Origin of the sequence: Gluconacetobacter sp. (assembly GCF_047721585.1) — a bacterium.
GTDB lineage: Bacteria > Pseudomonadota > Alphaproteobacteria > Acetobacterales > Acetobacteraceae > Gluconacetobacter > Gluconacetobacter dulcium.
Genome location: NZ_JBDNXE010000068.1, coordinates 1 through 21,787, shown reverse-complemented (window position 1 = coordinate 21,787; position 21,787 = coordinate 1). Strand labels below are relative to the sequence as shown.

Sequence of the window (21,787 nt, the reverse complement as noted above, 5' to 3'; positions counted from 1 at the left end):
AACCCGATCAGGAGGACGCCCGCGCCCAGGCCGGCCAGCAGCAGCTTGGCCGGGCCGCGGCCTGGGCGGCGTGCGCGGGGCAGGGGGCGGGGAGGGGTGGGGGACGGCGGATGGGGGCCGTGTGGCCCTGGGCGGGATGGGTCATGAGGTGGGTAATCTAGCGCATCCGCGCCCCTTTCGGCCAGCCGGATGAATATTGCGGGGTATTTGCGGGGTTAAGATCACGAATTTGACAAGTCGGCGTTCACTGCGATGCTGTCGCGCTTCCTCAACTTGGAGTGTCGATGTTGATGACGCGGGTGGTGGCGGTTCGGATTGTTCGGGTCTGTTCGGCGGTGATCGGCCTGATGGCCTGCGGTGTGGCGGGGGCCGCCTGGGCCGGGGCGCCCGATGCCGTGTCTTCGATAGAGGTCGATGCGTCCGCGGGCGGAACGCCGTTCCGCCATAGCTGGGAGCAGGCGTTCGGTTCGGATCGTGCCGACATGGCGCTGACGGAGAGCTATCTGCGGAATGCGGACCGGACGCGGGAGGCGACCGGCTTTCGGTATGTGCGGTTCCACGGCATCTTCGACGACACGATGGCCATCATGGCACCGGATGGCGCGGGCCATATGCATTACAATTTCCGCAAGGTCGATGCCGTGTATGACGGCCTGCTGGCGCATCATATCCGGCCGCTGGTCGAGCTTTCGTTCATGCCCAGCGCCATCGGCAGCGACGTGCTGCGTCGCGACGGGGGGCTGGAGCCGCTGGTGACGGGGAAGGCGGGCGATCCGGCGAAACCCATTACGGACTATAGCGGCGGGACGCTGTGGTATCGGGCCAATGTGACGCCTCCGGTGCATATGGCGGACTGGAACGCGCTGATCCGCGCCTTCGTGGAGCATCTGGAACAGCGTTACGGGGCCGAGGAAGTTCGGCAATGGCCTTTCGAGGTCTGGAACGAGCCCGATCAGGCAACCTGGGTGGGGCAGCCCCGGATGGCGAGCTATTTCGCGCTTTATGACAATACCGCCCGGACCATCAAGGCGGTCGATCCGGCGTTGCGGGTCGGTGGGCCTGCGACGGGGGCCATTCACTGGGTCGGGGATTTCGTCGAGCATGTGATGCGCGAGCATGTGCCGGTCGATTTCGTCTCGACGCATATCTATGCCAACGATCCGCCCGATCTGCTCCGGTTGCCGAAATCGCCCGACAATACGGGGAATATTGTCTGCGATGCGACGCGGACGGCGCGGCAGGTGATCGACCGGTCGGGGCGTCGGGACCTGCCGCTGTATATCACCGAATTCGGGGCGGATTGGGATATTCATAATGGCAGTGCGGACCGTCCATGGATCGCGCCGTGGATTGCGCAGACGGTGCATGATTGCGACGGGCTGGCGCCGATCATGTCCTACTGGACGTTCTCGGACGATTTCGAGGAACAGGGGGTGATCGCCAACGAGTTGCCGGGTGCATATGGCCTGTTGACGACCCATGGCATTGCCAAGCCGGCGTTCAATGCCTTTGCGCTGCTGCATCGTCTGGGAGCGCGGCGTTTGCCGGCCGGGTCGGGGAGTGACGATATTCTTGCGACGCGCCGGGAGGACGGGGCGATTGCTATCGCGCTGTGGAACGGCGATCGGGAGCGGGGGCGGGAGCGGCATCTGGCCTTCAAGGGCGTGGGGTCGGTCAAAGGGGCGACGGTGGTCGTGATCGATCGCAGCCACGGCACGCCTGCCGCGTTGTTCGCAGCCATGGGGCGGCCGGTTTCGCCCACGCGCCAGCAGGCCGAGGCTTTGATTGCCGCCGCCCGATTGCCTGCGCCGCAGCCGGCGGTTTGTGCGCGGGCGAACCGGTGTGACATCAGGCTGCCGCCTGAAAGTCTGGCTTTGTTGGTGGTGCCGGGTTCGCCCTGATGACATGGTGCGGGTGCCGTGAGACAGGATGGTATTGATGCGTTCTTTTCTTTTTCCGCTTTTCCTGAGCGTTCCCGTGGCCGCATTGGGGGCACCGCCTCCGGTGGCGGTGATTGCCGATCCGCCTGCCGACAGGCTGCATCCGGCGGCGATGGCGGCATTCGTGATCCCCGCGCAGGATGGCGCGCTGAATGCCGTGATGTATCGCGCGGCCGGGGTTGGGCCGCATCCGACGCTTCTGCTGCTTCATGGTTTTCCGGGGAACGAGCAGAATCTCGATCTGGCGCAGGCGGCGCGGCGGGCGGGGTGGAATGTGCTGACATTCCATTATCGTGGTTCGTGGGGAAGCCCGGGCCGTTTTTCGTTCGCCAATTGCTTGCAGGATGGGGCGACTGCGCTGGCTTATCTGCGTCGGCCGGACGTGGTGGCCCGGTTCGGGATCGATCCGTCCCGTATCGCGGTGGCCGGACATAGCATGGGCGGCATGGTGGCCGCACGGGTTGGTGCGGATGATGCCGGTGTGATCGGGGTCTTTCTGATCGATCCGGCCGATTTTGCCGCCATCGGGCGCGGGTTTGTCGATCCGAAGAAGCGGGCGGCGTTTCTGCTGGACGAGGTGCGCGGCGACATGCCGCCGCTGGCCGGGACCAGCGAGGAGGCGATCATGACCGAGACGGCGCATGCCGGCCGGTCGCTGGACCTGGTTGCCGCCATGCCGGCGCTGGCGGGGCGGCCGCTGGCGTTGATCGGGACGACACGGGGGTTCGGGACGATGGCCGAGGCGGCCGCGCGGCGGGCACGGGAGGCCGGTGCCCGGCACCTGGATGCCGAGACGTTCGAGACCGACCATGTTTTTTCCGATGCGCGGATTGTTCTGGCCGGCAGGTTGGTGACGTGGCTGGCGCAGTTCGGGAGGTGATCTGATGCCGGGAGGCGGTTGTGGTGATTTACGCGCATTCGCTCGATGACCGGGGCGAAGACGATTGGGAACGATTGGCGTGTCATCTGAAGAATGTGGGCGCACGGGCCGCGATCCATGCGGCCTCTTTCGGGGCGGCGCAACTCGCCCTGGCGATGGGGTTGCTGCACGATATCGGAAAATGCTCGGTCTCTTATCAGGAATATATTCGTCGTCCGGTTGATGGAAAGGGAACGAAGGGGCCGGATCACAGCACGGCCGGCGCGCAAAGGGCGGTGGAGATTTATGGGCGGCTGGTCGGCCGATTATTGAGCTTCGGCATTGCCGGGCATCATGGCGGATTGATGAATGGCGACGGCCATGAGGGCGGTAGCCTGACATCCCGCCTGGGCAAGACCGTGGAGCAGCATGACGGATGGCAGACCTGTACCGGGGCGTTGCCGAAAGACCTCCAGCAAAGCATGAGGCCGCCCCGCCGCAACGATATCGATGCGGCATTTTCGTTGCCTTTTCTGGCGCGAATGCTGTTTTCGTGCCTGGTCGATGCCGATTTTCTGGAAACGGAGGCGTTCTACAGCGCAGCGGAAGGGGGCGATCCGCCTGAGCGCGGTGGTCGGCTCTCGCCGGATCATGTTCAAACAACGCGTGCGTTCCTGGCGCGGCATCGCCGTGACGATACGGATGTCAACCGCCTGCGTTCGCGCATTCTCGACCATGCGAATGCCAGGGCGGGGCTGGAGCCGGGCCTGTTTACGCTGACGGTGCCGACCGGTGGGGGCAAGACGCTGACCTCGCTCAGCTTTGCCATGGAACATGCCGCCGTCCATGACCTGCGGCGGATCGTCTATGTCATTCCTTTTACCTCGATTATCGAACAGACGGCTTCGGTGTTTCGGGATGATGTGGGGTTGGGCGATGCCGTGCTGGAACATCATGCCAGTTTCGACTGGGACCAGCGGCGGCCGGCGAGCGATGACAGCGAGCATGAAGGGGCGAGCGGGCTGGAAAAGTTGCGCCGCTCGGCCGAGAACTGGGATGCTCCCGTGGTCGTCACTACGGCGGTCCAGTTTTTTGAAAGTCTGTTCGCCGCGCGGACCGGCAGGGCACGCAAGCTGCATAACCTTGCGAAAAGCGTTATCGTCCTTGACGAGGCGCAGTCGATTCCGGTGCATCTTCTACGCCCCTGCCTTGCGGCGATCGAGGAACTGGCGAAAAATTACGGTGCCAGCGTGATTCTCTGCACGGCGACGCAGCCTGCCTTGCGGCGGGACGATGCGGCGATGTTCAAGGGGGTGGACAAGACGCCGGACGGGCTGGTGATTCCGGAAGACCGCGAACTGGCGCCCGACCCCGCGCGATTATACGAACGCTTGCGGCGGGTGACGGTGGAGTGGCGACGCGATGCCGTCACGGATGCCGAGCTTGTCACGCATTTTGCGAAACGCGAACAGATGCTGTGCATCGTCAATAGTCGTAACCATGCGCGGCTGTTGTTCTCGCGCCTGCGCGAGGAAGGACAGGACGGCGCGGTGCATCTGACGACATTGATGTGCGCCCGTCATCGCCAGGACGTTCTGGAAAAGATACGTGGGGATCTGGCGCACGGAAGGGGCGTGCGGCTGGTTGCGACCAGCCTGATCGAGGCCGGAGTCGATATCAGCTTTCCCGAGGTGTGGCGTGCGGCGGCCGGGTTGCCAAGTCTGGCGCAGGCGGCGGGGCGCTGCAACAGAAGTGGCGAGTTGGGGCCGTTGGGAGAGGCATTCGGCCGGGTGGTGTTGTTCGAGTCTGCGGAGCATCCGATTCCCGATGCCATCAATGCATTTTATGGCCCGGCCCGCACGGTGTTGCGGCAGGAGAGGGCCGACCCGCTGGGGTTGGATGCGGTGCGGGAATATTATCGCGAACTCTATTGGCGGAAGGGAGAGGCGGCGCTGGACGCGGCCACCCTGGAAGGACGCGATTACCCCATATTGAAGGCGTTGGCCGATACCCTGAGGGGGCTGGCGTGGCCTTTTGCCGATATCGCGCGTGCCTTTCGCATGATCGATCAGGCCATGGACCCGGTGATCGTGCCGTTCGATGACGAGGCCGCTGAGGCCATAGCGGTTCTGCGCGGGGCACCGTTTCCTCCGCGGGCAGTGGTACGCCGGTTGCAGCGTTATGTCGTGCCGGTCCCTTCCCGCGTGCGTCTTGCCATGATCGGGGTAGGGGCGGTGCAGTGCATCCGTCCAGATGTTTATGGCGATCGGTTCGCCGTTCTGGAAAATCGCTCACTTTATGACGAACAGTCGGGATTGCGCCTGGACGACCCCGTGTGGCGGGCTGGGGAGGATAATATTTTCTAGTAACGAAGACGTGGTCGGTGTGTTGATTGTAAATGTTCTCCGGCATGGTTGCGCCTGGACATAATAAATGCTCATCATTGTATCGAACGGATACCATGCTGGATGCGCGTGGCGTCGGACCCGTTCAGGTTGAGGAGCAGTATGAGCATCCGATTGCATGTCTGGGGGGAGAGGGCCTGTTTTACACGGCCGGAACTCAAGGTCGAACGTGTCAGTTATGATGTGATAACCCCTTCGGCGGCACGCGGTATCCTGGAAGCCATTCATTGGAAGCCGGCGATATGCTGGCATATCGACCGGATTCATGTGCTGAAGCCGATCCGTTTTCAGTCGATACGCCGCAACGAAGTCGGAGCAAAAGCCAGTGCCGCGAATGCGGCCAGCGCCATGAAGCGTGGCACGACCCAGGGGGTGGGCATCGTCGTGGACGAAAACCGCCAGCAGCGTGCCACGCTGGCGCTGGTGGATGTGGGCTATGTGATCGAGGCGCATTTTACCCTGACCGCGAAAGCGGGGCCGGAGGACAGTGCGGCCAAACATGCTTCGATGTTCAACCGCCGGGCCGCGCAGGGGCAGTGTTTCCATCGTCCTTGCCTTGGCACGCGGGAGTTCGATGCGGAATTCGCGCTGGTGACGGATGATGGAGCGTTTCCGGCATGCGAACTGGCGGCGGACAAGCGCACGGTCGATTTCGGATGGATGCTGCACGATATCGATTTTGCCCATGACAGGGCATCGCGCTTCTATCGTGCGGTGATGGAAGATGGCGTGATCGACGTGAATGCCTGCCTGGCGCGCGGGGCGGCGCGATGACGATCCTTCAGGCGCTGGAAGGGTATTATCATCGTCTGGCCGAGCGCGGCGCGGTTGCATCGCCGGGATGGAGTTCGGAAAAATTTGGCTGGTGCATTGAGATCGGTGCCGACGGTGGACTGGTCGATGTCATCGATCTGCACGATACGCGCGGCAGGAAGCCGAAGACCGTGCTTTATCAGGTGCCGGCGGCCGTCAAGCGGACCGTGGGAATCGCGCCGAATTTCCTGTGGGACAAGACGGCCTATGTTCTGGGGCGGACGGCGGGGGCGGGAAAACGCACGGCCGAAGAGCATGCCAGATTCGTCGCATTCCACCAACTGCGCCTGACGGGGCAGACGGACGAAGGGCTGCTGGCGCTATTGCGGTTTCTGGAACGCTGGCGACCCGAGCATTTTGATGACGAGACGCGATTCAGGCCCGAAATGCTGGATGCGAACGTCATGTTCCGGTTGGCGGGCGAACGGCTCTTTATTCATCAGCGGCCCGCGGCGCGTGCGCTGGTCGAGAAGGGCGAAGCAGATGGTGGGGGTGAGACGGCTTTCTGCCTGATTACCGGCGAGCAGGCGCCGATTGCGCGCCTGCATCCGAGCATCAAGGGCGTGGAAGGTGCCCAGACGGCAGGTGCGGCGCTGGTTTCGTTCAATCTCGATGCCTTTACTTCGCTGGGCAAGGAGCAGGGGGCGAATGCGCCGACCAGTGAGGTGGCGGCCTTTCGGTATGGGGCGGCGCTGAACCATCTGCTGGCCCGCGACGGGCCTAATCGGGTTCGCCGGCCGATCGGGGATGCGACGGTGGTGTTCTGGGCCGATGCCAGCGATGCGGAGGGAAGCCATTCCGAGGCGGCCGACGCGGCGGAAAGCTGGTTTGCCGGGGTGAACGACCCGCCGACCGACGCTAAAGAAGAGGTGAAGATCGGGCGCGATATGGATGCTATCGCGCAGGGGCGGCCGCTTGCGGACCTGCGCCCCGACATTCTGCCGGGCACGCGCTTTTTCGTGCTGGGGTTGTCGCCCAATGCGGCGCGGCTGTCGGTGCGCTTCTGGCTGACGGGAGCGTTCAGTGAATTCGCCGGGAATCTGGCCGCGCATTATCAGGATTTGCATATCGAACCACGGCCCTTCCATTGGGGTGGCGCGCCCTCGGTGTTTCGCCTGCTGGTCAGGACCACGGCCCTGCTTCAGGACGCGAAGAATATTCCGCCCCAGTTGGCGGGTGAGGTCATGCGGGCGGTACTGACGGGTGGGCGCTATCCGCAAAGCCTGCTGGCGGCGGTGATGATCCGCCTGCGTGCCGGGGACGACCCGCTTTCCGGCTGGCATGTCGCCGTCATTCGCGCCGTGTTGAGACGCGACCATCGCAAAGACCGCAAAAAGGAGGATGTGCCCGTGAGCCTGGCACCGGACGAGCCTAACAGGGCCTATCAATTGGGGCGGCTGTTCGCGGTGCTGGAAGCCGCGCAGCGCATGGCCCTGGGCAAGGTCAACGCCACGATCAGGGATCGCTATTTCGGTGCGGCCTCGGCCACGCCGGCGACCGTCTTTCCGCTGCTGCTGCGCGGGGTGCAGAACCATCTGGCCCGTTTGCGCAAGGACGGCAAAGGCGGTTGGGTGGAGCGCGACATAGCCGACATTCTGGACCGGTTGCCGCCGGACTTGCCGCGATCGCTGCCGCTGATCGAACAGGGGCGTTTTGTCGTGGGGTATTACCACCAGCGCAAAGAGCAGTTCAAAGGCCGGCCCGACGTGGCCGCTACGATTGAGGACGACGAGGGAAGCGATCAATGAGCACGCCTGTTACCAACCGTCATGAATTCGTCCTGTTCTTCGACGTGACCGATGGCAACCCCAACGGCGACCCTGACGCGGGCAACATGCCGCGTCTCGACCCCGAAACCAATCAGGGGCTGGTGTCGGACGTGGCGTTGAAGCGCAAGGTGCGCAATTTCGTTGCCCTGGCTTCGGATCATAAAATTTATATGTCCGAGGGCGCGACGCTGAACAAAGAGCATGCCGAAGCCTGGAAGGCGATCATGCCCGACGTCACCAAGGCCGACGAGATGAAGAAGCTGCCGAAGGACGAGGCCAAGGCGCGGGCACTGACCGCGTGGATGTGCGCGAATTTCTGGGACATCCGGACGTTCGGGGCCGTGATGACGACCGGTGTGAATGCCGGGCAGGTCCGGGGGCCGGTGCAGTTCTCGTTCGCCCGTTCGGTGGAACCGATCCTGCCGCTGGAGATTTCCATTACCCGTATGGCGGCGACGACCGAGAAGGATGCCGAGGAGAAAGGCGGGCGCACCATGGGGCGCAAGCATATCGTGCCCTACGGGTTGTATCGGGTGCATGGCTTCGTTTCGGCGCCGCTGGCATCGCACCCTGTGAAGGGTACCGGCTTTTCGGAAGACGATCTGGCATTGCTGTGGCGGGCGCTGGAGCAGATGTTCGACCATGACCGGTCCGCCGCGCGGGGCGAGATGGCGACGCGCACGCTGATCCTGTTCCGCCATGCCAGCGCGTTGGGGAATGCTCGGGCGCAAAGCCTGTTCGACCGGGTGAGCGTGCAGCGGGTGCATCAGGGTTCGGTGCAGCCGGTCGGCAGCCCGGCGACCGACAATTGGCCGGCGGCGCGGCAATGGGCGGATTATCAGGTGTCGATCGATCGCGAAAACCTGCCTGCGGGCGTGGAGATTATCGAACGATAGGAAAAAGGCGGGTCTCGGTTGGTGCGAGACCCGCACGTTATAAATTAATTACCTGGCTGCAATGAGGTTTCGATCCACGCCATCCAAGAATGGCGACATTGTTGTGTCACTATGGAGGTAGCCATTCGATTTCCAGGCAGCACACTCCAAAGATTTTAACTCGTATCCGCCGTTGATGTCGCATTGGCTTACCCAATTTTGCGCTGTGTGCGCTGGTGAGAGACGACAGAGCCTAAGAAGCACGCTTCGGCGGGGTAGGTCAAACATCAACTTGCTGCCATGAGGAACGAGTGATGATGTGTTGCGTTTAAGGGAACTATATGGTTCAGCGCCCGACCCCGCTGCTGAGGATGCGCTCGTGCCTTTGTCGGCGTTGCAGCATTATCTTTTCTGTCCTCGGCAATGTGCGCTGATCCATGTGGAGCGGGTCTGGGCTGAAGATGGTGCGACGGCTGAGGGGCGGCTGATGCATGAGCGGGTGGATTCCGGGCGGCCGGATCGGCGGGCCGGAGTGCGGACAGTGCGGGGGATGGTGATCCGTTCGCTGGCGCTGGGCGTGGCGGGCAAGGCAGACGCGGTGGAGTTTCATCGCGCGGGTGTGGAATCCGTGCCTTATCCGGTCGAGTACAAGCGTGGTCGTCCGAAGGCGCATCGCGCCGACGAGGTGCAGCTTTGCGCGCAGGCGCTCTGTCTTGAAGAGATGTTCGGCGTGCCGGTGCCGGCGGGAGCCCTGTTCTATGGTGAGACCCGGCGGCGACTGGCTGTTGCGTTCACGCCGGAATTGCGGCGGGTGACGGAAGATGCCGCGCTTGCAGTCCGGATGCTTCTGGCGGAGGGGCGAACGCCGGCGCCACGTTATATGCCGACCTGCAAGCAGTGTTCGCTTCAGGATTTATGTGTTCCGCGCGTGGTCGAGAAAGCGCCCCGTGTCGGGGCGTGGCTGGCGCGGCAAATCGATGCCAGCCTTGAGGCGGAATGAGATATGCGCCGTCTGCTCAATACGATCTACGTCACGACTGAAGAGGCGTGGCTGCGTAAGGATCGCGAGAATATCGTTATCGAGGTCGAAGGCACGGAGCGTGGGCGTGTACCGCTTCATCTGCTGGATGGGGTTGTCTGTTTCACCAGGGCGGGGGCGTCGCCGGCCATTATGGCGGCGTGCTCGGAACGCGGCATCGCCCTGTCGTTTCTCGCGCCGAACGGGCGCTTCCTGGCGCGGGTCGAAGGACAGCGCAGCGGCAATGTCCTGCTGCGGCGGACACAATATCGGGTCGCGGATGCTCCGGAGCGGACTGTGCCCATCGTGCGGGGGATCGTTGCGGCGAAAGCCGCCAATCAGCGCACCGTTATCATGCGGGCGTTGCGGGACCATAATGGTACGATGAGCGACGGTGCGCGTGAGGGACTCCAGGCTGTCGAGCGTCAACTTTCCCATGCCGCCAGGCGGACATTGGTCTGCGACACGGTCGATGTGCTGCGTGGAATCGAGGGTGAGTGCGCGCGCCTCTATTTTTCCGTGTTCAACCACCTGATTCGAGCCGATGGGCCGGAGTTCGTTTTCGGGGGGCGGTCGCGGAGGCCGCCTCTCGATCGGGTCAATGCGCTTTTGTCTTTTCTGTATGCGATGCTTGGGCATGATTGCCGGTCTGCGCTGGAGACCGTGGGGCTCGATCCACAGGTAGGCCTGCTGCATGCCGACCGTCCGGGCCGGGCCAGCCTCGCCCTGGACCTGATGGAGGAAATGCGTCCTGTTCTGGCGGATCGGCTGGCGCTTAGCCTGATCAATCGCCGCCAGATCGCGGCACGGGATTTTATCGTGGAAGAGGGTGGGGCGGTGCAGATGACCGACGACGCGCGCAAGGCGGTGCTGGTGGCGTGGCAGGAGCGCAAAAAGGAGGAACTGCGCCACCCTTTTCTGGGTGAAAGCCTGTCTTTCGGTCTTGTCGTCCATGTGCAAGCGCAATTGCTTGCGCGCCATCTGCGCGGCGACCTGGATGGCTATCCCGCTTTTGTCTGGAAGTGAGCGATGCTGGTGTTGATAACCTATGATGTGAATACGCAGGATACGGCCGGGCGAGGCCGGCTTCGTCGGATCGCGAAGGCTTGCCTGGATTTTGGACAGCGCGTGCAGAACTCGGTGTTCGAGTGTGAAGTTGATCCGGCACGTTGGGCCATGCTGAAAGCGAGCCTGGTCGCGGAAATCGATCCGAGCAAGGATAGTTTGCGTTTTTACCAGTTGGGTGCATCGGGGAAGCGCCGGGTGGAGCATATCGGGGCAAAGCCCGTGCTCAATCTGGATGGCCCGCTTTTATTTTGATTCCCGCGAACCGATAGCTGTTGATAAAATGACGGTTGGTTCGCGATGTGTCTAACACATTGATTTTTTGTGCTTTAATCTTCCAAGGGGGAATGCTTCCGCCGGTGGCGGCACTGGGAGAGCGTGCATTCGCGCTGATCGCCCATTTTCATGTTTTTTATCATGATGTAACGCTGCGCGGGGTCGCCCCTCACGCGGGGGCGTGGATCGAAACGCATACCCGACCGTACCAATCGGATGAATACATTGTCGCCCCTCACGCGGGGGCGTGGATCGAAACTTGACAATAACCTGCCCCGGAACATTCAAATTTGTCGCCCCTCACGCGGGGGCGTGGATCGAAACTGCGCCAGCTTTTTCAATGGCCATCGGATGCCATAGTCGCCCCTCACGCGGGGGCGTGGATCGAAACACGAAAGCGCACGAGTATGTGTTCATGTTCGTGAGGTCGCCCCTCACGCGGGGGCGTGGATCGAAACGCGATCTGGTGCGTGCCCGGCTCCCGGCCTGAAAGGGAGCGGGCTGAAGCGTCAGGGCTGGTTCTTGACGGTGTGATCATGCAGCCCGCTGCTGAGGGCCAGGATGACTTCCGTCAGGTGCAGGGAGACCCGTCCTGAGAACAGGGGAGGGTGGCCTGAACGGATGCCCGCCGCCTGGGCCTGGATGCCGCGTGCGAAGTCGATCTTGGAAGGGTAGGACGGAACCCGCATGGCCTGTTTGCCCTTGGGGTAACGGACGCTGTGTCCGCGATAGAAGCGGATCGGCAGTTTGCGGCCCAGCCGGCTTTCCAGCCCGTCGGTCAGAATGTCCAGCACGGAACGGCGATAGTTGCGTTGTAGGTTGATGGCCGAGCGGTTGTCCCACAGATCGCGCACGATCAGGCTGCCCTGTTCCCCGAGGATTGTCAGGGAGCGATCCCGCGGGGCGGCCAGGCCACTTGTGAGGCGCGCGACCACGCCCGAGCGGAAAGTCAGGCAGCCGACGGAAAAATCCGGCCCCAGCGGGTGGTCGCCCACGCCCTTGTCACGGAAAGTCAGGGCGGATGATGCCGCGACATGCGTGATCGGGCCGAAAAGCCCATACAGCCAGCTTAGCGCGTAGCCCGCATGTTCGAGCGTGCATCCGACCTCGAATTCATGCAGGCCGGGCCATGGTGCGCCCGACCGGTTGCGCCACCGCCGCCAGTCGTCGCGAAAGACCGGGCCATCGTCCATTTCCGCATAGACCAGGTTGGGACGCCCGATCTCTCCTTTTTCCATCAGGTCGCGGACCAGCATGAAGGCGTCGCTCAGGCCGTTGGCGGGAGCCCCGCAAAGGAGGCGGTTTTTCTGTTCGGCCAGGAGGGCCAATGTTTCGGCCTCTTCCACGGACATGGCCATGGGTTTTTCGCAGTAGACATGCTTGCCGGCGTCCAGCGCGGCCATGTTGACGGCGAAATGACTTTCGGGCGTTGTCAGGTTGACGACGATATCGATCGTCTCGTCACCCAGCAGCGCGTCCAGTCCCGCGTAGGGCGTGACCGTATAGAAGGTGCAGAACTGGCCTAACCTTTGCGGGTCCTGGTCCCATGCGCCTTTCAGGCGGAGTTCGGGATAGTTCTGCAGGGTGGCCATGTAATAGTCGGCGACGTACCCTGTCCCGACGAAAGCGATGTTGGTCATGATGTTCCCGTTAGGCTTGCTGGGGTTCCGGCGGCCCGGTCTGTTCGGGAGCAGCGTGCCAGCCCGTTGGAAGAGGCGCTATCTGAAACAGGCGACGCCTTCCGCCCGGTCGAACTGCAACGCGCCGTATCGGAAGGCCCCGAACGTGATGGCCGGCGGCATGGACCAGTCGCCCAGTTCGTATTTGACGTCCGCCTGGTGCGAAACCGCCCCGATGCGGAGGGTCTGCGGCCGAATGGCGATATGCTGCACAAAGCGGCCCTGCATGGTCTCGACCTCCTCGGACTGGAGGTGCCCCGTCAATGCCGCCGGAAAGCTGCGCAGCCGCACGGTCAGGACTTCCAGCGTATTGTCGCCCGTATCGACCAGCGCATGTCCCTCCGTCCCGTCATGGGAGACCGGGAGCAGGAGCGACATGGTCATGCCGTTTCGCATGGATCGCAGCGTCATTCTGTCGGTGCAGGCGAGTGGTGTGCCGCGCCCGAAATGCAGTGCGTGTTCCGAGAACACGACGTGACGGAGTTGCGACAATTGCTGCATGCCGACAATGACGGTGCTGGCCTGGCTGATCGTCATCATCTGGTTGGTGAGCGTCGTTCGTCCGATTGTCAGGGCGGGGACGAGGATGATCTCCGCCGTGCGGGTGCGGGTCGATCCGTCACTCTGCTGCCCGATATGGCCGACGACCGTGAAATGCTGCTGGCGGGCCATGGCGGCGGGGATGGACCCAAGGAACGACCCGGTATCGAAGATGGCCTGGGTCCGGATGTCGCCGAGTGTGATCGGACCCTGTGCGAGGGGAAGGCTGTGGCCGCCGATGCGGACATGGGACGCTTCGAAATCCACATGTTCGCTTTCGGGGCCGGAAACCGATGGTTGCGGGATCGTGTCGGCCGGGACCGATAGGGTGAGGGGGTCGATATTGCGGAATTCGAGGTCCGGCAGACGGTAGAACTGGCGGATCGGCGCGAAATAGACCTGCACGAGCCGGTCGTGCGCCCGCGCCCAGTCCTGGGTGCGGCCTTCGAGCATCAGGTTGCCGACACGCACCGTCTCGAACAGCAGATCCAGGGGATTGATGCTGCGGGCCGGATCGCCCAATGGCCCGGCCGCCTTCCTGGCCCGGTCGAGGAAAGCGTCGGAGCCCGTCAGGTCGCCCTGCACCCGTGCGAGGGCGGCATCGCACAATCCTGCCATGACGACATACGAGGCGGATGCGGCCGGGATGCGCTTGCCGAGCCCGTCACGGATGGCATGGAGTTGCGCGGGGTCGCCATGTTCCATGGCCGTGAGGATGCCGTAACTGTCGCGAATGGAAATATAGGCTTTGCCATTGGGATCGTGCTGGATCAGGTCGGGGTCGAACGCCTGCACGGGAGCCTGGCTGGCGGAGGTCGCCATCGCACAGGGGGCCAGGGCCATCAGCGCGCAAAACGCGGCCGCACCTGAAAGCTTATCGCGCGAAAGATGCATCCTGAGCCGGACCCTCGTCATGGTGCGGCGATGGCGGCGAACATGCCTTCATCGCACGGAGATTTTCAGGCCGGCGGCAACCCCGCCAGTTCGCGCCAGCCGGGTTCGTCGAGCGTATCAAGGCCGAGTTCGGCGGCTTTGCGGGCCTTGGAGCCGGCGTCGGTGCCCAGGACGACGAGGTCGGTCTTCTTCGAGACGCTGTCGGTGACGCGGGCGCCGAGGCGTTCGGCGATGGCCTTGGCCTCCGGGCGGGTCATGGTCGTCAGCGTGCCGGTGAAGACGATCGTCTTGCCCGACAGGGTGCCTTCGCTCTGCGGCTCCTCGTCCTCGATCGTCGTGAGCATGGCCGTGAGATCGTCGAGGGTGGCGAGGTTGTGGGATTCCAGGAAGAACGATGCGAGTTCGTCGGCGATCGCGCCGCCGATGCCGGTGATCGAGCCCAGCGCGAGGCGGGCGTCGGAGCCGATGGTGGTGGCGGCCAGCATCTGCGCGCGCCAGTTGGCATAAGAACCGTAATGGCGGGCCAGCAGGCGGGCGTTGCTGGAACCGATGCGGCGGATGCCCAGCGCGTAGATGAAGCGGGCCAGCGGGATGGTCTGGCGGGCGCGGATCGCGGCCGTGAGGTTGCGGGCGGACAGCGCGCCCCAGCCTTCGCGCCGGGCGATATCTTCCTCGTGGTTCGGAAGACGGAAGATGTCGGCGGGGGTTTTCAGAAGGCCGTCCGCGTGGAATTCGGTGATCGTGCGTTCGCCCAGGCCGTCGATGTCGAAGGCGTCGCGGGAGACGAAATGGATCAGCCGTTCCACCACCTGCGCCGGGCAGGTGAGGCCGCCGGTGCAGCGCCACACGACCTCGCCGGGCGGGCGCTCGGCATGGGCGTGGCAGATGGGGCAGGTGTGGGGGAAGGCGAAGGGGGCGCCGCGCGGCGGGTCGCCTTCCTTGCGCGGGACCACGCCGAGGATCTGCGGGATAACATCGCCCGCGCGCTGGATCTGCACCAGGTCGCCCGCGCGGACATCCTTGCGCTCGATTTCGTCTTCGTTATGCAGCGTCGCGCGGGTGACGATGACGCCGCCGACATTCACCGGCTCCAGGATCGCGACCGGGGTGAGGGCGCCGGTGCGGCCTACCTGGATGTCGATATGGGTGAGGCGGGTGATGGCCTGTTCGGCGGGGAATTTCCACGCGATGGCCCAGCGGGGGGCGCGGCCGACGAAGCCCAGGCGATCCTGCAAGGCGAGATCGTCGATTTTATAGACCACGCCGTCGATGTCGTATTCCAGGCCCGAGCGTTCGCGGGCGATGTCGTCCATGAAGGCTTCGGCCTCGGTGGCGCTTTCGACGATCTTCGACAGCGGGTTGACCGTGAAGCCCCAGTCGCGGAGCCGGTCGAGATACCGGGCGTGCGTATCGGCCACGCGCTCCGACGAGAAGCCCTGGGCGTAGGCGAACAGCGAGAGCGGGCGGCGGGCGGTGATGGTGGGGTCGAGCTGGCGCAGCGAGCCGGCTGCCGCGTTGCGCGGGTTGGCGAACAGTTTCTGGCCCGCGTTGGCCTGGGCCTCGTTGATCGCCAGGAAGGCGGGTTTGGAGAGGAACACTTCGCCCCGGATTTCGATCAGGGCGGGGGCCGGGCCCTTGAGGGTGTGGGGCAGGTCCTTCAGCGTGCGCAGGTTGGCGGTGACGTCCTCGCCCTCGGTGCCGTCGCCGCGCGTGGTGCCGCGCACGAAGCGGCCATGTTCGTAGGTGAGGCTGATCGACAGGCCGTCGATCTTGGGTTCGGCGACGAAGCGCAGGGCGCGCGTCCTGTCCTCGTCCAGGCCGAGGAAACGGGCTGCGCGGGTCACGAAGGATTCGAATTCCTCGCGGTCGAACGCATTGTCCAGCGACAGCATCGGCACCAGGTGGCGGTGCCGGCTGAAGGTGGGGGCGGGCGTGACGCCGACATGCAGCGAGGGGCTGTCGGGGCGGCGCAGTCTGGGGAAGCGTTCTTCGATCGCGAGGTTGCGGCGGTGCAGCGCATCATATTCGGCGTCGGTGACCGCCGGGGCGTCGTGTTCGTAATAGGCGCGGTCGAGCCTGGGGAGCAGGTGGGCCAGGCGTTCCAGTTCGGCGGCGGCCTGGGCTGCTGTCAGGTCCTTGGGGTCGCGTGCCGCAGAATCGGGCGTGGCGGAATCGGGCGTGGCGGGATCTGGGGTGTCGGCGCCGGGAGCGGGGGCCATGGGGGCAATTACCCTTGCAGGAGGCTGTCGGCCGCCGCCCGCGCGGCCGCGGTGATGGTGTCGCCGGCCAGCAAGCGGGCGATTTCCTCGCGGCGCTGCTCGGTCGATAACGGTTCGGCCCTTGTTTCGGTTCGGCCCTTGGCGACCGATTTGCTGATGCGCAGATGGGCGTTGCCGCGCGCCGCGACCTGCGGGCTGTGGGTGACGACCAGCACCTGGACATCCTGCCCCACACGCGACAGGCGCTCGCCAATGGCCGACGCGGTGGCACCGCCGACGCCGGAATCGACTTCATCGAAGACAAGGGTGGGGACGGCGGAGCGGCCGGCCAGTACGACTTTCAGGGCCAGCATCAGGCGCGACAGTTCGCCGCCTGATGCGACCTTGGCCAACGGGCCGGGGGGCTGGCCGGGGTTGGCGGCGATCTGGAAGGCGGCCTGTTCGCGTCCGCGCGCGTTCCATGCCTCCGGTGGCAGGGCGGGCAGGGTGACGAAGAAGCGGGCGCGTTCCAGCCGCAGGGGTTTGAGTTCGGCGGTGACGGCGGATTCCAGCCGGCGGGCGGTCTTCTCGCGCGCCGCCGAGAGCAGGCCGGCGGCGTCCTCGAAGCGGGCGCGGCGTTCGCGGACCAGTTGTTCCAGCGCGCCGATGCGGACATTGCCGGAATCCAGCGCCGCCAGCCGGTCGCCCAGCGCCGTGAGCAGGCCCGGCAGTTCGGGCACCGAGACGCCGTGCTTGCGGGCGGCCGCGCGCAGGGCGAACAGGCGTTCCTCGGTCTGTTCCAGCAGGCGGGGGTCGGAATCGGCCTCGGCGGCGAGGCGGGAGAGCAGGGTTTCGGCCTCGCCCAGGGCTTCCTCTGCGCGTTCGAGCGCGGCCAGGGCCTCGTGCGCCAGGCGGTCGGCGCCGTCGGGCGTGCTGGTGTCGCCGGGGGCCGGGAGCAGGCGTTGCAGGGTGCGGCTGGCGCCACGCAATGCGGCGGCGGGGCCGGAAGAGCGGCGGTCGCGCGGCGAGAGTTCGGACAGGGCGGCGGCGATGGCCTCGCCGCGCCGTTCGCCCTGTTGCAGGCTCTGGCGCATGCCGGCCAGTTGGGTTTCCTCGTCCTCCTGCGGGGCGAGGGTGGAGAGGTCTTCGACCGACTGGCGCAGCCATTCTTCCTCGCGCGCGGCACTTTCCATCGTGGCGCGGGCGGCGGCGAGTTCGGCCGTGGCGGCCATCCACGCGCGGTAGGCCGTGGCGGTGTCGGCCCGCAGGGCGGCGGGGACGCCGAAGGAATCGAGCAGGTCGAGGTGAGTGCCCTGGTCGGCCAGGCCCATCTGTTCGTGCTGGCCCTGGATTTCGACCAGCAGGGAGGCCGCGCGGCGCAGCAGGCTCACGCCCACGGGCTGGTCGTTGATATAGGCGCGCGACCGGCCGTCCACGGTGACGATGCGGCGGACGACCAGCGGTTCGCGCGGGTCGTCGATGACGATTCCCTGTTCGGCCAGTTGGGCGGGGAGCGGGTGGTCGGCCGCCAGTTCGAAACAGGCGGTGACGCTGGCCTGCTCGGCGCCGGCCCGCACCAGCCCGGCGCTGGAGCGTTCGCCCAGCGTCAGGCCCAGGCTGTCGAGCAGGATCGACTTGCCGGCCCCGGTCTCGCCCGTCAGCACGGTGAGGCCGGGGGCGAACGGCAGGTCCAGCCGTTCGATCAATACGACATCGCGGATCGAGAGATGGGTCAGCATCGGGTTGCCCCGTATGGTGCGAGGAAGGCCCCCACGCCCGTCAGAAGACGGAGTGCCATACGCGCGAGAAGAAGCCGCGCCGGGCACGGACCTCGGATGGCGGCGGCGGCGCCTTGGCCAGCGGCCGGGCACCGTCGGCATCGGCATCGGCCGACTTTGCCGAGACCTTGTCGGGGCCGGCATGCGGCGCCGGGGTGTCGGCGGAGAGCAGGTGCTTGCTGCGCAGCGTATCGTAGGCGTAGCGGTACCATTTGCTGCCCGGATAATTGTAGGACAGCACGGCGGCGGTGCGGTGTGCCTGGTCGATCAGGCCCAGGTCGAGATAGACCTCGACGAGCCGCTCCAGCGCTTCGGGCACATGGTTGGTCGTCTGGAAATCCTGCACCACGCGCTGGTAGCGGTTGACCGCCGAGTGATAGGACCGCTGCTGCTCGTAATAGCGGCCGACCAGCATTTCCTTGCCGGCGAGATGGTCGCGGCAGAGATCGACCTTGAGCTGGGCGTCACGCGCGTAGGGGGATTGCGGGAAGCGGGTGATGACCTCTTCCAGCGCGTTCATCGCCTCGATCGTGCCTTGCTGGTCGCGCTGCACCTCGGCCACCTGCTCGTAATAGCAGAGGGCGCGCAGGTAGAAGGCGTAGGCGGCATCGGGGCTGGTGGGGTGCAGTTCGAGGAAGCGGTCGAGCTGCTGCACGGCCTCGGGATACTTGTCTTGCAGGTAGTAGGCGTAGCCGCCCATCAACTGCGCGTTCGCGACGTAGGCGGAATAGGGGTAGTTCTGTTGCAGGACGTCGAATTCCGCCGCCGACAGGGCGTAGCGCTGGTCGCGCAGGGCGTCGATGCCGTTATTGTAGAGCGTCTCGACCGGAGGGACGTGCGATTCCAGGTCGTTGATCGTCTTCTTGTCGCCGCCACATGCCGCGAGCGACAGGATGACGGCGATCGAGGCGTATCGGGCGGCGTGACGGCCGGCCGAACGGTCAACGGAATGGTTTCGAATGCTGCGCAGGGACATGCCGGCTCTTCCAGTTCGGTCTGCCTTATATCATGCGGCGGGCCGGGGTGAAGGCCACGGCGGCGTTTTCAATGCGATCCGGGCTGAATTTGGTCGATTGAGGGGAAGCCGCTGCCGTGATGGCCGCATGCGCGAAGGCATGGAAAACGCGCGCCGAATCGTTGCCGGCGCGCGTTGTCCGACAGGGGGGGGATCAGGCCGCGGCGCGGAGGGGCTGGGGACGGAGCGTGCGCGTCTGAAACCGCCAGTTGCCGGCCTCGGCGAACAGGGTCCGGAGCAGCCGGTTGTTCAGCGCGTGGCCGGATTTGTGGCCGGTGAAGACGCCGTTGATGGTGGCGCCGGCCAGATAGAGGTCGCCGACCGCATCGACCATCTTGTGGCGTACGAATTCGTCGGGGCGGCGCAGGCCGGAGGGGTTGAGGATCGCGGCGCCATCGACGACGACGGCATTGTCCAGCGAGCCGCCGCGCGCCAGGCCGGCCGCGTGCAGGGCCTCGATTTCCTGCCGCAGGGTGAACGTGCGGCAATTCGCGATCTCGTCGCGGAAGCTCCGGCGGTCGAGCCGGGCGGTGAAGCTCTGTTCGCCGATGGCGGCGGCGGGGAAGGCGATGGACATGGCCAGCGCCAGTCCGGGTTCGCGCGCGGGCCGCAACTCGGCGAACGCGTCGCCGTCGGTGACGCGGACGGGGCGCAGCACGTCGATCGCCGCGCGGGGGGCGGCCTGTTCGGCCAGCCCGGCGCAATCGAGCAGGAAGACGAAATCGGCCGCCGAACCGTCGAGCACCGGCAGTTCCGGCCCGTCAACGTCGATCAGCACATTGTCGATGCCGGTGGCTGACAACGCGGCCATCAGGTGCTCGATGGTGGCGACGCGCAGGGCGGGGTTCGCCGGATCGCCGATGACGGTGGACAGTCGCGTGTCGATGACATGATCGAAGCGGCCGGGAATGGTGCGGCCGTCGAGATCGACGCGGCGGAAGAGGATTCCGCTGTTTTCGGCCGCCGGGTGGAGGGCCAGCCTGATCCTCAGGCCGGTATGCAGGCCGATGCCGACGCAGGAAATGCTCTGGCGGAGCGTGTGCTGGCGGGCGGAGCGGGTGGGGAGGGGACGTGCGGAAACGGTTTCGCCCATCGGTGACGATTCCTGTTCCGACATCATCAGCATTCCGTCCATTCCAGTCCCCTGCCGTTATTCCCGCTGCTTCTGGCCTGGCTGTTACAGAACCGACAGCATGAACAGCATGATCTGTAATCGTAGGAAAGCGGGAGTGCGAGTCACTGTTTATTGCCGACTATTACGGCTTAACGAGCTGAAACAAAAAGAAAAAATAAAGTCACAAAATTGACGTGGTGGGAACCGGGAAGGGGGATTTGAGTTATTGCCGGCCGGTTCGGAAGTTTGGGCCTGGATGGGGGATGCCTGGCCGGAAATGTGGGCTGGTGAGCGGGCGGCGTCCGTGAGGGTCGTGCCCGGCGTGTGTTTTCGGGCATCGCGGCGGAATGGCCTTGATGGCCGTGGGCAGCGATGCGCGGAGACGTCGGGTCCGGAGGGGCCATGGCGGGAAACGTGGGCTGGTGAGCGAGAGCGGCCCTTCAGAGATGTGGCCGGCGTGTATTTTCGGGCATCGCGGTGGAGTGGCCTTGATGGCCGTGGGCAGCGACGCGCGGAAAGGTCGGGTCCGGAGGGGACCATGGCCGGAAATGTGGGCTGGTGAGCGGGCGGCGTCCGTGAGGGTCGTGCCCGGCGTGTGTTTTCGGGCATCGCGGCGGAATGGCCTTGATGGCCGTGGGCAGCGATGCGCGGAGACGTCGGGTCCGGAGGGGCCATGGCGGGAAACGTGGGCTGGTGAGCGAGAGCGGCCCTTCAGAGATGTGGCCGGCGTGTATTTTCGGGCATCGCGGTGGAGTGGCCTTGATGGCCGTGGGCAGCGACGCGCGGAAAGGTCGGGTCCGGAGGGGACCATGGCCGGAAATGTGGGCTGGTGAGCGGGCGGCGTCCGTGAGGGTCGTGCCCGGCGTGTGTTTTCGGGCATCGCGGCGGAATGGCCTTGATGGCTGTGGGCAGCGACGCGCGGAGAGGGTGGGTCCGGAGGGGACCATGGCCGGAAATGTGGGCTGGTGAGCGAGAGCGGCCCTTCAGGGCCGCGGCCGGCGTGTATTTTCGAGCATCGCAGCGCAGCGGCCTTGATGGCCGTGAGCAGCGAAGCGCAGAAAATGCGCGTCGGATCGCCACCAGCGCGCATTTACGGCCATGGTCAGGGTTGGCGGCGTAGGAAGGCGGGAATATCCAGCCCGACTTCCTCGCCCGTGGCCGGGCGGACGGTGGCGGCGGGTTCCTGTTCCGGGAGGGCCGGTTCGGCGCGCTGGGCGTCGGGTGCCGAGGCGGGACGCCCGCCGCGCAGGACGCCGGTGACGATGTTGAACAGGCTGCCGCGCGGGGCCGCCGGCTGGGGCTCGGGCGCGCGGGGCTGTTCGGAGAACAGGGACGAGCGCGGGGACGGGCGGGCGCCCTGATGCAGTGTCTGCTGCGGCGTCGAATGAGGCGAGGGCGCCGCGACCGGCGGGGTGTTCATGAAATTCGGCGCCGGGTGACGGGCGGCGGCTTCGGCCTGGGATTGCGCGTGGGCCTGGGCATGGGCCTGGGCGTCGGCGGCGGGGGGCTGGGCGGCGGCCGGGGCGGCGACCTCGGCGGGCTGTGGGGG

15 protein-coding genes, 1 pseudogene and 1 CRISPR repeat array are annotated in these 21,787 nt (G+C 65.3%); of the genes and pseudogenes, 9 read left to right on the top strand and 7 right to left on the bottom strand.

The features are described from left to right. Window positions 1-284 precede the first annotated feature (284 nt). The 9 genes from ABF821_RS13045 (at window position 285) to cas2 (ending at window position 10,999) form a co-directional block, all read left to right on the top strand. A complete protein-coding gene (locus ABF821_RS13045; protein WP_415530281.1) occupies window positions 285-1,901 on the top strand; it encodes a GH39 family glycosyl hydrolase in 1,617 nt (538 codons plus the stop codon). A 37-nt stretch (window positions 1,902-1,938) separates the two neighbouring features. After that, window positions 1,939-2,820 carry an alpha/beta hydrolase family protein gene (locus tag ABF821_RS13040; protein ID WP_415530280.1) on the top strand — a complete coding sequence of 294 codons (882 nt, stop codon included), beginning with the start codon at window positions 1,939-1,941 and terminating at the stop codon, window positions 2,818-2,820. Between the two features lie 20 nt (window positions 2,821-2,840). Next, the gene (cas3, locus tag ABF821_RS13035) at window positions 2,841-5,165 is read left to right on the top strand and encodes a CRISPR-associated helicase Cas3' (RefSeq protein WP_415530279.1); all 2,325 of its coding nucleotides are present in this window, start codon (window positions 2,841-2,843) and stop codon (window positions 5,163-5,165) included. Between the two features lie 141 nt (window positions 5,166-5,306). Continuing rightward, window positions 5,307-5,978 carry a type I-C CRISPR-associated protein Cas5c gene (gene cas5c, locus ABF821_RS13030; protein ID WP_415530278.1) on the top strand — a complete coding sequence of 224 codons (672 nt, stop codon included), beginning with the start codon at window positions 5,307-5,309 and terminating at the stop codon, window positions 5,976-5,978. Continuing rightward, window positions 5,975-7,765 (top strand): type I-C CRISPR-associated protein Cas8c/Csd1, encoded by a 1,791-nt coding sequence (gene cas8c / locus ABF821_RS13025; RefSeq protein ID WP_415530277.1) that lies wholly within the window; start codon window positions 5,975-5,977, stop codon window positions 7,763-7,765. Before cas5c ends, cas8c begins: the two co-directional genes overlap by 4 nt. After that, complete coding sequence (gene cas7c, locus ABF821_RS13020) at window positions 7,762-8,682, top strand: type I-C CRISPR-associated protein Cas7/Csd2 (RefSeq protein WP_183007893.1); 921 nt, start codon at window positions 7,762-7,764, stop codon at window positions 8,680-8,682. The genes cas8c and cas7c overlap by 4 nt, the downstream gene beginning before the upstream one ends. 358 nt (window positions 8,683-9,040) lie before the next feature. Next, window positions 9,041-9,661, top strand: coding sequence for a CRISPR-associated protein Cas4 (gene cas4, locus ABF821_RS13015; RefSeq protein WP_415530276.1), 621 nt, complete (start codon window positions 9,041-9,043; stop codon window positions 9,659-9,661). 3 nt (window positions 9,662-9,664) lie between these two features. Continuing rightward, the gene (gene cas1c / locus ABF821_RS13010; RefSeq protein WP_415530275.1) at window positions 9,665-10,705 is read left to right on the top strand and encodes a type I-C CRISPR-associated endonuclease Cas1c; all 1,041 of its coding nucleotides are present in this window, start codon (window positions 9,665-9,667) and stop codon (window positions 10,703-10,705) included. A 3-nt stretch (window positions 10,706-10,708) separates the two neighbouring features. After that, a complete protein-coding gene (gene cas2 / locus ABF821_RS13005; protein ID WP_182973330.1) occupies window positions 10,709-10,999 on the top strand; it encodes a CRISPR-associated endonuclease Cas2 in 291 nt (96 codons plus the stop codon). 182 nt (window positions 11,000-11,181) lie between these two features. Then, window positions 11,182-11,478: direct repeats of the CRISPR family, unit length 32 nt; unit sequence GTCGCCCCTCACGCGGGGGCGTGGATCGAAAC. 51 nt (window positions 11,479-11,529) lie between these two features. On the opposite strand, the gene ABF821_RS13000 is transcribed toward cas2, so the two are convergent. The 7 genes and pseudogenes from ABF821_RS13000 to ABF821_RS12970 all read right to left on the bottom strand — a co-directional run. Continuing rightward, window positions 11,530-12,660, bottom strand: coding sequence for a Gfo/Idh/MocA family protein (locus tag ABF821_RS13000; RefSeq protein ID WP_415530273.1), 1,131 nt, complete (start codon window positions 12,658-12,660; stop codon window positions 11,530-11,532). Window positions 12,661-12,738: 78 nt separating this feature from the next. Further along, window positions 12,739-14,061, bottom strand: a complete 1,323-nt coding sequence (locus ABF821_RS12995) for a hypothetical protein (RefSeq protein WP_415530271.1) — start codon at window positions 14,059-14,061, stop codon at window positions 12,739-12,741. A 137-nt stretch (window positions 14,062-14,198) separates the two neighbouring features. Then, window positions 14,199-16,352, bottom strand: coding sequence for an NAD-dependent DNA ligase LigA (ligA, locus tag ABF821_RS12990; protein WP_415530270.1), 2,154 nt, complete (start codon window positions 16,350-16,352; stop codon window positions 14,199-14,201). A gap of 8 nt (window positions 16,353-16,360) precedes the next feature. Continuing rightward, entirely contained in the window at window positions 16,361-18,070 is a 1,710-nt protein-coding gene (gene recN, locus ABF821_RS12985) for a DNA repair protein RecN (protein WP_415530269.1), read from the bottom strand. 40 nt (window positions 18,071-18,110) lie between these two features. Further along, window positions 18,111-19,085 (bottom strand): outer membrane protein assembly factor BamD, encoded by a 975-nt coding sequence (locus ABF821_RS12980; RefSeq protein ID WP_415530268.1) that lies wholly within the window; start codon window positions 19,083-19,085, stop codon window positions 18,111-18,113. Window positions 19,086-19,278: 193 nt separating this feature from the next. After that, on the bottom strand, window positions 19,279-20,259 hold the full coding sequence (gene lpxC / locus ABF821_RS12975) for a UDP-3-O-acyl-N-acetylglucosamine deacetylase (RefSeq protein WP_415530267.1): 981 nt from the start codon (window positions 20,257-20,259) through the stop codon (window positions 19,279-19,281). A gap of 1,081 nt (window positions 20,260-21,340) precedes the next feature. Then, a pseudogene (locus tag ABF821_RS12970) lies at window positions 21,341-21,787 on the bottom strand (cell division protein FtsZ); the annotation flags it as partial.